At 46.6% G+C, this 12,613-nt stretch carries 10 protein-coding genes and 3 pseudogenes; 12 read left to right on the forward strand and 1 reads right to left on the reverse strand.

Going from position 1 to position 12,613, the window contains the following annotated elements; all coding sequences use genetic code 11:
- The 8 genes and pseudogenes from ATN88_RS26060 to ATN88_RS07140 form a co-directional block, all read left to right on the forward strand.
- A pseudogene (locus ATN88_RS26060) lies at positions 1-379 on the forward strand (type VI secretion system tip protein VgrG); the annotation flags it as partial.
- Positions 367-1,086, forward strand: coding sequence for a DUF4123 domain-containing protein (locus ATN88_RS07115; RefSeq protein WP_067413428.1), 720 nt, complete (start codon positions 367-369; stop codon positions 1,084-1,086). The pseudogene ATN88_RS26060 and the gene ATN88_RS07115, both read left to right, overlap by 13 nt.
- Positions 1,083-2,078: a Rhs family protein gene (locus tag ATN88_RS07120; RefSeq protein WP_232312907.1), complete on the forward strand. Its 996-nt coding sequence runs from the start codon at positions 1,083-1,085 to the stop codon at positions 2,076-2,078. Before ATN88_RS07115 ends, ATN88_RS07120 begins: the two co-directional genes overlap by 4 nt.
- The gene (locus ATN88_RS07125; protein ID WP_232312909.1) at positions 2,079-4,811 is read left to right on the forward strand and encodes a DUF6531 domain-containing protein; all 2,733 of its coding nucleotides are present in this window, start codon (positions 2,079-2,081) and stop codon (positions 4,809-4,811) included.
- A gap of 29 nt (positions 4,812-4,840) precedes the next feature.
- Positions 4,841-5,896 (forward strand): RHS repeat-associated core domain-containing protein, encoded by a 1,056-nt coding sequence (locus ATN88_RS26935; protein WP_232312911.1) that lies wholly within the window; start codon positions 4,841-4,843, stop codon positions 5,894-5,896.
- A 7-nt stretch (positions 5,897-5,903) separates the two neighbouring features.
- Complete coding sequence (locus ATN88_RS07130) at positions 5,904-6,113, forward strand: hypothetical protein (protein WP_067413431.1); 210 nt, start codon at positions 5,904-5,906, stop codon at positions 6,111-6,113.
- A gap of 282 nt (positions 6,114-6,395) precedes the next feature.
- A pseudogene (locus tag ATN88_RS25485) lies at positions 6,396-6,881 on the forward strand (RHS repeat-associated core domain-containing protein); the annotation flags it as partial.
- Between the two features lie 228 nt (positions 6,882-7,109).
- Positions 7,110-7,475 (forward strand): hypothetical protein, encoded by a 366-nt coding sequence (locus ATN88_RS07140; protein WP_067413437.1) that lies wholly within the window; start codon positions 7,110-7,112, stop codon positions 7,473-7,475.
- A gap of 342 nt (positions 7,476-7,817) precedes the next feature.
- On the opposite strand, the gene ATN88_RS07145 is transcribed toward ATN88_RS07140, so the two are convergent.
- Complete coding sequence (locus ATN88_RS07145; protein ID WP_067413440.1) at positions 7,818-8,720, reverse strand: Gfo/Idh/MocA family protein; 903 nt, start codon at positions 8,718-8,720, stop codon at positions 7,818-7,820.
- A 319-nt stretch (positions 8,721-9,039) separates the two neighbouring features.
- On the opposite strand from ATN88_RS07145, the gene ATN88_RS07150 reads away from it, so the two are divergent.
- The 4 genes and pseudogenes from ATN88_RS07150 (at position 9,040) to ATN88_RS07165 (ending at position 12,514) form a co-directional block, all read left to right on the forward strand.
- Entirely contained in the window at positions 9,040-9,477 is a 438-nt protein-coding gene (locus tag ATN88_RS07150) for a hypothetical protein (RefSeq protein WP_067413443.1), read from the forward strand.
- A 13-nt stretch (positions 9,478-9,490) separates the two neighbouring features.
- Entirely contained in the window at positions 9,491-9,679 is a 189-nt protein-coding gene (locus tag ATN88_RS07155; protein WP_067414065.1) for a DUF1289 domain-containing protein, read from the forward strand.
- Between the two features lie 217 nt (positions 9,680-9,896).
- A pseudogene (locus tag ATN88_RS07160) lies at positions 9,897-11,128 on the forward strand (NAD(P)/FAD-dependent oxidoreductase).
- Between the two features lie 102 nt (positions 11,129-11,230).
- Positions 11,231-12,514, forward strand: a complete 1,284-nt coding sequence (locus tag ATN88_RS07165) for a dicarboxylate/amino acid:cation symporter (RefSeq protein ID WP_067413446.1) — start codon at positions 11,231-11,233, stop codon at positions 12,512-12,514.
- The last annotated feature ends 99 nt before the right edge of the window (positions 12,515-12,613 follow it).

Here is a 12,613-nt window from a genome sequence, read left to right on the forward strand (position 1 = left end):
CACCTCAAATAACAGCATGCATTTCCATCAAGGGCATACGCACGTCATTGATGCAGGCATCGAATTACACCAAAAGGCGGGGAACAAACTAGTAATTGAAGCGGGAAACCAGATCACCCTTAAAGCCAGTGGCTGCTTCATTACCCTTGATACCTCAGGCGTACATATATCGGGGCCAGTTGTCGATTTGAATACAGGAGGAAGCGCGGGAAATGGCAGTGGATATGATGGGAATCCTCCATCCTTGCCAGGAAAAGTGCCACCAAAACCGGCCAATCCCACAGCAATACTCTCTCCCGCACAAATTGCCACGATGAAAGCCGGGGCTCCCTTCTGCGAAGAATGTGAAAAATGTAAGGATGGCCAATGCGAGATCTAGCCCAAGAGACTGAGGCTCCTCTCCATTGGTATGCCATATTCAATGGAACCTGCGATGACAAAGCGTTGGCAGATTTCTATCGCTTTGGCGGCAATGACGCCAAACCACTTTGGAGTGGAACCCCCTACGCAGAATGGCATGAAGTGATGCCTTATATCGCTGACGTTTCGCACCTACCTGACTTCATTACTTGGACTGAACAAGAAGCAAACGAGGACTGGGGCATACTCGTTGCAAGCACACTCCACTTGCCGGACATATTCCAACATTTTCGAAGTCTCACACTGGTGTGGATGCCCTCAGGCAACCATGCCTTTTTCCGTTTCTATGACCCAAGATTCAGTATCGTTCTCGCGAACTTCTGTGATGAAGAACAGCGCACCCAAGTAATGGGCCCTTGCGAGCAATGGGTTTCAAAACAACGCACAGTGACTAACTCTACCCCCGCCTCTTCAGTCGTTGAGAAACCCTTTCCCTGGTGGGAAGTGCCCGAAGCGGTCGTTAAAAAACTCAGCGAAGAAGACAAATCCGTCCTCATCGCCAACAGCATTAAATGGCTCCGCGAAAATCATGCCGATATCTACTTTTATTTTCATGAAAGAACCATCGAAGCCAAGGTCAAGCACTTGGTTGAGCGCTACAAGGAAGAATTCGGCACGTTAAACAGTTACATCAAAAATGCATTGGATAAAGAGGTGTATCGGTGAGCAGTAACGTAATGACGATGGCTGACGTCGATAACATGTTCAGCAAGATTAAATCGGATTTCGAGACCTCGATTGATGAATACCGCAAACACTCAGAGAACTGGTTTTATGGGTGGGCGCTGGATATGGAACAGAAGGTTATCGTCAATGATAACGAGCAGTCTGCAGATACAGACGATTCAAAAATCGAAGCCGACATCATCACCTGTCCACTTGATGGAAAGATCACTCTTGTTCATTGCTTTGAAGCCGAAGCATTTGTTCCCATCACAGGCACGCCATTTAAGGTACAACCGGTCAAATTCGATGACGGGATATTTATCGATTCATACGAACCTGATGGCCCAGCAGTATCTGGCACAATCGGTAGCGACGGCACCGCTGAGGTCACGCTAGACCCCAAATATCGGGGTAAACCTGTCCGCATCACCTTTTATCCCGAGGTGAACGAAAGTGACATCAAAACCATGCTCGATTCCTATGACCCAACAATCAACAAGCTCACTGCTTGGTTGGATAAAGAATGGAAGACGCAGCGTAGCGAATGGCAAATCTATCTTAACGACCCTATTAATATCTGGGACGAAGTCGGGAAGTTTCTCGACAATATGCTGGATGCTGTTGTTGATGCCTGGGATGAAATTGCGGATTTATTCAAGCTACTCGCCAACCCGACAGAGCTAGCGAAAAAACTCTCCAAATATTTGGAAAATCCAGAGTTAATTGCAGAAAAACTAGCCTCAGCCAAAGAAGAAGCAGAAAGAATGCTGACGCTGATAAAAGATGAAGCGCGCTGCTTCTTGTGTCTCAACGCAGTCATCTCTTGGTTCAAAATTCTTAGCCCACTCCAGATCCTCACTCTGGTGTCTGTCTCTCTCTCCTCCATTCTGGTTGAGGTTGTCCTCAGTATTGTTATCCCCGGCGGCGCAGTTTTAAGAAATATCAATCGACTCAGAGATGTTGCGGGTACCGCAACCATGGTAGGTGCGTAAATGAGCAGGAAGGGACGCGCCGTCAAGGCCGTGAAAAAAATAAAAGAAGTCGTTGATATCACCAAAGTGGACGCGGTGGATAACATCGACACACTAAAAAAGGTCACTCAGCATGGCAATGGAAAGCTCAACGTTAGGGCTAAAGCCACCCAGAGTGTCGAGGGGAAAAACCTAGACGGTGCGACTTCGGAGAAACGCTCTGCGACCCAAAGTTCGCATATCACTTCTGAAAAACCTCGGGATATCGATAACAGCAAAAGCACCACCGAGAAAGGCGACGCAACACAAGGTGCGAGTAAGGACGCGTCCGAAGGCTGTCCGGTATCTCTGGTAACGGGTGAGGAAACCCTGCAACTTAGTGATGTCACGCTTCCCGGTGCGTTGCCTTACACGTTTACCCGAACCTACAAAACATCAAGCTGTGAGCTCAATTCAAGTTTGGGTTATGGCTGGAGTCACCCTCTCAGCCAATCTCTGATCTTCGACGCGGGCAAATTGTTCTGGAAAGATGCCGAGGGCAAACGCACCCAACTTCCAGAACCTACAAAGTCGCGACCTGAAATCTATAACGACCTCGCAGGTGCAGCAGTATTTCTGGGAGAAAAAGGGAATGAATATATCTTGGCGCAAGCCGGGCAACCCTTTCATCACTTCACCCGCAAAGGGAATACTGCTCAGCTAACGGGTTTATCAGACAAATACAATAACCGCTTAACGATTGAATATGATGGCTATCAGCGACCTCAAGCAGTTATCAATGCACACGGCATTGCGCTTTGGTTTGTGTATCAAAACGGCCTCATCTCAACGATTGAATTCCGCACGCTGAAAACAGATGGTTCGAAGAAGGAGTGGATAACCGAGCGCACCAGCTTCACCTATCACTATAACGAAAATCAGCAACTCGTTAAGGCCTTAAACACCGCAGAAGAAGGCGAGCATTATCAATATGACGAGGCCAACATCATCTCGCTGCGCAAAATGGCGGGTGGTGTTGAGTTCAGCTGGCAGTGGGAGGGTGAAGGGAAAGAAGTTCGTTGTGTCCATCACTGGAGCAACACAGGTTACGACACCAAATTTGAGTGGGATGACGCCTCCAATGCCGTCGAAATTACCTATTCAGACGGCAGCACTGCCGCTTACCAACATGATGAAAACGCTAAGCTGATTGCACAGACAGATCCCGATGGTGCCGTTACAAAAAACGAATTCAATGAAAATGGCGATTTAGTCCTCACTGTCGACCCGCTTGGTAATGAAACCCGCCATGTCTACAACGACTTCCAACAACGCGTACTGACCGTTCTACCTGATGGTGAGGTGATTGAATACCAATACTGGCGAGGCAACCTTCGCCGGGTCATTCAAGGCAAGCGAAACTGGCGCTACAAATACAACCCGCAAGGAGATATCACCGAAAAACGGGATCCACTTGGCCAAGACACTTTCTACCGATACAACGCACAAGGTCAGTTAACCGAAATCACCTACCCGGACGGCAGCAAGCATAAATTGGCTTGGAACCGACTGGGTATGCTGATTGGCGAAACCTATCCCGATAATTCTCAAGCTTCCTATCGCTACGATATTTTCGGTCGCATCGTTGTTGAAAAGTCGGCCATTGGCGCTGTCACTCAATATGAGTGGGACAATGCTGACAGACTGAGCAAGGTGAAGCTCCCTTCCGGCCATACTAAGCACTTTGAATACAATGCTTACGGCAAGGCAACCCGTGTTATTGATGAAAACGGTCTGGAAACCCAGTACGACTATCACCCGAACACCGACCTTGTTAGTCAGGTTATCCAACCTGACGGCTCTACCCTTCGTTACCAGTACGAAAACGCCAAAAACTTTGTTACCGCCATCATCAATGAGCGCAACGAAACCTATCACATCGATTATTTCGCCAATGGTCTCGTTCGCAGTGAAACGACCTTTGATGGCCGTCGCTTCGCCTATGAATATGACCTCAACGGCAAACTGCTGAAGAAAACTGAGACCGGCACTCAAGGCACAGAAGTGGAAACCGTTTTTGAACGCGACGCCATGGGCAGGCTAACCAAGAAAATCCTGCCTGATGGACAAGAGGTCGCCTACAGCTACGACGCATTCGGACAGTTGGTTGGTGTTGATGATGGGGAGACTCCCCTTGCCTGGCAATATGATTTACTTGGCAGGCTCACCGAGGAACACCAAAGCTGGGCATCGAACTTCTTCGAGTATGACAGTGTCGGACATCTCTCCCAATGGCAATTGCCTGATGCTAACAGACTCAGCTTTGAACGCTCTGCCGGCGGCGTGTTGGGCCGTATCTTGCTCAATGATGAGCAACTGACCCGTCACCATTATCAAAATGGTTTGGAAACGGCCCGTAAACAAGGCGACATTCTCAGCCGCTTTCAGCATGACGAACAGGGCCGACTGACGGCTCATACCCAGCACCAAAACGGACGACAGACACAATCTCGTCAATATCTCTATGGTTCTGATGGCAACCTAAGTGAGATGGCCGACAGCCGATTTGGCACGGTTTATTACGACTATGACCCGCTTTCGCGACTCAAGAAAACACGGGGCGTGGTGGAAGAATCGTTCGTCCATGACCCAGCAGGCAACCTGCTTGATCAAGTCATCGGCGCTAAGGCTGGCACTAAGCCATTCGATGTTGAAGGTAATCAACTCAAATTCCACGGCGACAGCACTATGAATACGACGAATTTGGCCGACTGACTGCCGAAAAACGCGGCAAAGAGCAAAGCGTGGTCACGCAGTATGAATACGACTGCCAACACCGCTTAACCAAAGCCACATTGCCAGACGGTTCGTTCGCCATCTACAAGTATGATGCGTTTGGTCGACGCATTGAAAAGCGCGTGACGAACAAGCTTGGCAGCGTAAAAACTATCGAGTTTGTCTGGCAAGGCGACACCCTGATTGCCGAAACCAGCAAAGATCATTACCAGACCTACATCTACGAGCCCGGCACCTTCAAACCGTTGGCAATGCTGTCAGGTGAAGGCACAGGTTGTGAGGCTTACCACTACCACCTAGACCAAATCGGCACCCCAACAGATATCACCGATTTACATGGTAAATCCGTTTGGTCAGTACAGTACCGTGCATACGGCAATGTACTAAGAAAGAATGTCGAAGAGATATCCAGCCCACTACGTTTTCAGGGGCAATATTTCGACGAAGAAACAGGCCTTCACTACAACCGACATCGTTACTACAGCCCAAACACTGGGCGGTTTGTTACAGCAGACCCCATCGGTTTGGCGGGTGGGTTAAACAATTACCAATATGTACCGAACCCGACGGGATGGGTGGATCCGTTGGGGTTGGCGAATGTATCTGTTAATGGCGCTTGTTGTGGGGGTAGTAAAAAGCCCGATTTTTACGTTGGTTCGGATGGATCTGCTACTACTTTGCCCTCAACGGGGTATCGATACATGGACTCAAGCTATGCTGAAAGAACAATGGCATCGCAAGAAGCGCCATTAAGCTATTTTGGCTTTGAGAAATTTGAAACTGGGCAACAAGCAAGAGATGCATTTCAAATATTTTATGAAGAAGGAAACCCAGCTTCTTGGAGTGATGCTCGTCTTAGAGGAGAGTTTGATACTTTGCAGCTTTTCGAACCTGAATGGGGGCTTAGAGCAAGAGTCCCCCACGACGCTGGTGATAGAGGAAAATTTTTAGAGCCCTTGACTGAATATTATCCTCAATATGGCAAAGGTGGTGTTGTGCAACTTGTACCTAGAGATAGAATGACAGTGAAATTCGACGATGTGAAGCTAATCCCCGAGGAGTAAACATATTGTGACTGATGAGCAATTATATAAAAACTTATCTTATTTAATTAATAAGTACATTGTGAATAGTAGCAAAAAAAACAAGCTACTTGCTGAAATAGAGACTCGTGGTTTTCATGGTGTTAAAGGGGTTCTCCATGATATTTCTTCATCAAAAATTGACATAGATGATAGAGACTCCCAATTGATAAAGGATATCGCGTTTTATTTTGCATAGATACACCCGCTCAACGATTAGGTAGCAACTGGGACAGTAGGCAAATATGAAACATCTAGTGATAAAAAATCGAATTTATCAAGCGTATTTGTTTGATAACTGGTCGTATAGCAGGGAGGATTATTGGGTCAATATTTTATCAATATAAAGTAACTGATGAAGATCAACTTATCATTCAAGAGATAGTTAATATTTATAGTTAGCTCTCCAAAACAACAATTGGGCCAGGCACTTCAAATACAGTCGGGTGAAGGCTAAGGCTGCGAGGCTTACCACTACCACCTAGACCAAATCAGTACGCCAACTGATATTACCGACAATCAGGGAAGGTCAGTCTGGTCGGTGCAGTACCGCGCTTACGGCAATGTGTTGAGAAAGCACGTTGAAGAGATCTCCAGCCCACTACGTTTTCAGGGGCAGTATTTCGACGAAGAAACAGGCCTTCACTACAACCGACATCGTTACTACAGCCCAAACACTGGGCGGTTTGTTACAGCAGACCCCATCGGTTTGGCGGGTGGGTTAAACAACTACCAGTATGTACCGAACCCAACGGGATGGGTGGATCCGTTGGGGTTGGCGAATACAGAGGGGAACTGCATATGCAAGTATGATGTTGGCCTATACAAAGAGCAACGCGAATTACTCAAAGGAACCCGAGATACCTTAGGCTTGGATTCACATCATGTTGGACAGAAGAATATAATGAAGAACCTTGCTGAAAACTATGACCCTCAAAATGCACCCGCAATTGCTGTTCCTTATTAAGGACATACAAAGGGTATCAGTTCGTTGCCGAAAGGTCAGACCGTAGTCTCTACAAGCAAAGTTAATCCGAGAACTGGCAAACCATTTCAAACAGCAAGAGAGCTAATTGCTAGGGAAATAAGAGAGCTGCGAAGAGTTTACAAGGACATACCGAACATCCGATTAACGAAGTTAATTGAACTTAACAAAAAAATGTATCCAGAGATGAGAAAATAGAAGGACGAAAATATGGATAAGTCTGAGTACTTTACGCAACAGATAAAACGCGATCTGATTGACAATGAGCTTCATAAGTCTTTGCTTGAACTCAAAGTGACTGACCCCAATAGTGTTGCAGAGAACGAAAACCATAAGAAGTTCTTAGAGTTATACCAAGACTTAGTAGCTAGCGGAGATAATATACTTATCGACGAATACATCGAACTATGTGTAGTTAATACCATATCCATGCTACTCGCTGGCATTGATGGATCTTTTGATATTGGCACAATCTCAGAAGGCCTCGAACTTAGCCTCGACGGAGAGATCATATCAGGAAGCCTAAGGGAGGAATTTAATGCTGCCATAGAAGATGATACAGGTTCTCCAAGTTAGTTTTATTTTAAATTGGCAAGCTACCATGCGATACGTTCACTGTACCTTTTTTCGAATGGTGGATGTTTTAAGTGCTTTTTCTAGCGAAATCAAGTTCCTCACTTTTCGTACCAAGCTTAAAAGAGAAGCAGGTTCTGGCTCCGTCTTTGCTAATGTTATTTACAGTGAAGACATGTAGAAACACGACAAATTTGTATTTGAGGAGTTTGATGGAGAGATTGAAGAAATATCTTCTATCAGACGGTGAGAAGATGCAGTATCAGCGTCTTTTTTTGACACTGATGACTACATACAATTTTCCAGCAATCAGATCGCTTAAGTCAGTGAGTTCAGTATCCAAACCTACAAATTAACTTCGTCCAACAACCAATCACAAAACGCATGAGTCGACAAATTGCGCTGTTTCACCTTTTCGTCCATACGTCCTGACGCCACGACATTCACCCAATCTTCTAGCATGGCTTTAAAGCCTTTGGATGCCAGCGTATCTGTCCAATCTGCAAGCTCAACAGTTTGAGCGGTGCCGTTCTCAAATTTCTCGCCTTTCAGGAAGCCGTTAAATTGATAGGCTTCGTTTTCAAAGGCCAACGACACTGACTCGCAGGTTTTGCCAAATTGACGGTTCATTTGGCCGTTAAACAGAGTGCCATTTTCTTTCCAGGAGAGATTAATCATGGCGATGTCACCGCCCGCTTTCTGACACACCACCTGAATGTCTTGCTGGTCAATGTTTCCATGGATATTGAGCGAATCAATCACGTGGATCATGTCATCGAAAATGAAATCCTGTGCTTTACCAGTAAGGTTGAGTCGATGTTTGTGCCAGGTGAGAGTTCGAAGATCATTTCGCCCCACTAGCGTGTTCCAAAGTGGAATGTAGCGACGATTGAAACCAACGAACAAAGGGACGGATTTATGCTCTGACAGGTCATGAAGCTTTTGGTAGTCGGCAAAATTCAGCGTGGCTGGCTTATCAACAAAAACGGGAATACCCTGCTCCATAAAAAACGTGGCAATCGCAGCATGTGTTTCGCTGCTGGTGTGGATCATCACACCATTGATATTCATCTCAAGCAAATCGTGGTAATCGCGACAGGTTTCCTCAATGCGATATTCGCTAGCGACAGCTACCAGTTTTTCTGGATTGCGGGTACAAAAAACCAACTCAAGATCGGGCATACGGGTGAGCAAAGGAAGGTAGGCTTTAGTGGCAATATCACCTAAACCGATTACAGCAAGTCTCATTGTTTTTCCTTTTTGTTTTAACGCTAATCACTGACTTTTCAAACACAAAATTTTAGCGGTGAGGATTGAAAATGGAGAATATCATTTCATGTTCTACATTGACCTTCACTCGGTCACACTACGCAGACCCGCGAAACCTTTCAAATACCTGTTTCTCGTATGGCAAACCAGCAAATCTCCCTAATTTGACACTTGCCAACCGCTACCAATGGGTTACGTTATAACATTACATTCCTTCATCGCTGTTTATGAGAAGGGAAGAGGTGAGCTAAGAGGGATGCTGAGGCAGCACTTCGCTGCATTAACCAAAGGTACTTAAATGAAAGACATTAAGCCTATTTTCCGGAATCTCGAGAAAGTGCTCCGGCAGTCATCATGGTTTGACAATGGTTGGGAAATCTATAACCGCGGCGTGTACATGCAGCTCTATAAGAAAAGCTGGCACAATGAGGCTCAAGGCGGCATCCACTTTGAAACCTATATTGAAGCGCCACAGTTAAAGCAAAAAGAGTTTCCCATCTGTATGCATGCAGAAGAAGACTGCCCTTCACAATCTGAATTTGTCCGCAAGTTTCTGGAGCTTGGAGGCGCGAGAATCAAGGGCTGGAAAGGCTATCAAACCATAGGAAATGGTTATCATATTTGTCAGCGCAACCTGCCTCTTAACTTTAAAAACCTCGAACAAAAGCTGTATGAAGAGTTTAACCGTCTCCGACAACTTGAAGAAGGAATTGAGCAGACATTAAGTGAACTGTGAGGGACGGATAACCATGAAGCGAAATCAAAGCCCGTGTATAGATGTGTGCGACTTTTCCGGCCCCAAAGGATGGTGTTTAGGATGTGGTCGCACGCGTGAGGAATGCCAAAAGTGGAAAGGTATGAAGCCTTACGACAAAAATGCCCTTCAAAAAGAACTGAAGAAAAGGATGTCTAAGTTAGTCGCTAAAGACCAAAAATGACAACCACATCATTGTGTTGCTCTCTTCTGCCCAAATAACCTGAATCAAATCCAGTAAAATTATTACCTATTGGTAATAATCAATTTCCAATGTGTTGGATTATCAATTTCCACGTCATCAATATAATGCGCCCCATTCCGCTAGCCGATGAAACCCGATGACAAGGCTGGCATACCGTATTCAACAACACTCCGAGTGTTGGTATTGGGAGAGAACGATGTCAAAAATCGTTGTAGTAGGTGGCGGTGCAGCAGGCTAGAGTTGGTCACTCGTTTGGGTAAACAGTTTGCGCGTCGCCGTGAACATGAGGTTATTTTGGTTGAACCCGCCAGTCACCACTACTGGAAACCCCGCCTGCATGAAATCGCGGCCGGAACCTTCGACCAAGAATTGGATGCAGTTAGCTACCTTCAACATAGCTTCTGCAATCGCTATCAATATGTCCAAGCTTCAATGTCTGCCCTTAGCCGCGCTGACAAGCAGATTGAAATTCGAGATGCAGATGGCCAACAATCGACGCTCGATTACGATTATCTGGTGATTGCCGTTGGCGCGGTAAGTAACGATTTCAAAACTGAAGGCGTAAGCGAACACTGTCTGTTTTTGGATTCTGCCGATCAAGCGCAACAGGCGTGGGAGCAGATCAACCCACTACTCAAAGCTGATGGTCAACGCCATATCTCTATCGTCGGTGCAGGCGCGACAGGCGTAGAGCTGTCTGCTGAGTTAGCCAAAGTCAGTCAAAAGCTAAAATGTTACCGCCAATATGCAGACTTAAAAATCACCTTGGTTGAAGCCTCAGACCGTGTGCTTCCGGCCGGTCCAGCGTGCATGTCACAAAAGGTACTGAATTCACTCGTTCAACATGGTGTAGACGTTAAGACAAACACCCGAGTGAATCGTGCTGAGCAAGGTAAGCTCATCACTGATCAAGGTGACCTTATCACCGCTGACTTACAGCTATGGGCGGCAGGCATAAAATGCGCCCCTTGGCTTGCTTCGCTAGATGGTCTGGAAACTAATCGCTTAAATCAATTGAAAGTGGACTCAACGCTTCGTACCACGCTTGATGACAGCATTTTTGTTATCGGTGACAGTGCTGAGTGCCCGCAACCTGATGGTGGTTTTGTGCCACCCTGCGCGCAAGCGGCTAACCAAGCCGCAGGACATCTTGCTCGCCAACTGCGTCGTTTACTAAACGGAAAATCCATGATGCCGTTCATTTTTAACGATGGCGGAATGGTCATTGCGGTTGGCCACAATTATGCAGTAGGCAGCTTGATGAATAACAAACTGATTGTTCGCGGTCGCTTCGTACGTAATCTTTACGACACCATATTCCGCCTCCACCAGCAAATCCTGTTTGGATGGAGTCGTGTCGCTGCCCTTGTTGTGCTTAAACGGGTTAAGGCATCACTCAACCCTTTTTATAAACACAACATCTCTTAAGACGAGTCATTCCCACAGAGAAGCGAAAGCGCTTCTCTGTGTCTTTTTGCTTGCATTTCAACTCCGCCTTCCCGCGTGTAATAACTATTCGGAATAACAATAATGTGGAATAAATTGCGTCAATCACTTCCCTTGCAATTGCTGTTTGCAGCCTTAACCGCTTGGGGGATCGCAAGCCTGCTCGCCTTTGATAGCAATGTGGCAGAGCAAGGCTGGTATCAATTCATCATGCTGGGTAAAACCACCTATTTGGGATTACTAAAAATGGTGGTTGGCATTGTGGTCATGCTGTCTCTGCTTCAGGGCATAACAAGTATTGGCTCCACCATGCGTCTAAAGAAAATTGGCCGTTCCACTCTGTTGTTTTATAGCTTTACGTCGTTTATTGCAGTCACTATTGGTTTAGGTGCGTCGTTGCTCCTTCCGGCTTGGGAGCCCCTCACGTCTGCCGTACCGGTAGGCGACAATGTCACACTAATCAGCTCAGAAGCGGCAAGTGGCGGTGCTATCGCAGCCAAATTATTGAACATGGCGTTGGTCAATCCGATTGCCGCTTTATCTCAAGGTAACTTGCTCGCCATTGTGCTGTTCTCGTTTTTACTCGGCATAGCGTTGCTTTCTTCTCTGACTGAAAAGCACCCTTTATTTGAGGTGCTAAACGGCTTAAATAAAGCCGTAAATACCCTCGTCAGCGGGATCATCCGTTTGGCACCGTTGGCGGTTTTTTCCATCGTTTTTGAATTCACCGTATCGGGTAACAGTTCGCTGTTTAAACAATTGGCCATGTTCGCGATATTGGTGTTTACCCTTACCGCATTTCACGGTGCGGTCGTACTGCCAAGCATTGCCAAGTTTGCAACGGGTATTAGCATAAAACGTCTTTTTAAAGCGTTGTCCGCTCCGATGGCCATGGCTTTTGCAACCTCTTCAAGCTCCGCCACCTTGCCCCTTTCAATGCAAACTGCGGAGCAAGAGTTAGGGGTATCGCAAAGTACCAGCAGCATGGTATTGCCGCTCGGTTCAGTCATGAACATGGACGGCACGGCTTTGTTTGAAGGTGTCGCGGCGATTTTCCTCGCACAGCTGTTTGGGGTTGATCTCACAACATCGGGGCTTGTGATGATATTTATCATGGCAATGGTGTCTTCGATTGGCGCGCCGGGTATGCCTTCAGGTTCCATGTCAGGTATGCAGATGGTGTTGTTGGCAGCAGGGATTCCGTTGGAGGCAATTGCCATTCTTCTGATTATTGAACGTCCTCTCGATACGTTTAGAACAGCGGTCAATGTGGAAGGGGATTTAATTGCCGCGATTGTGATTGATAAGTGGCAACAGGATGAGCGCAAGGTCAACCAAGCTGACAGTCAGTATTCTCTCACCCCGTAAGTTCTAGGTGTCTATTCCGCCGAGACATGCGCCCACCGAGATATATCGGAGTAAAAAGACTAAAATAAAGTGCCTGTGAGAGCGAAACGCTTTCACAGG

This window comes from Enterovibrio coralii (assembly GCF_001559595.1).
Classification (GTDB): Bacteria; Pseudomonadota; Gammaproteobacteria; order Enterobacterales; family Vibrionaceae; genus Enterovibrio; species Enterovibrio coralii.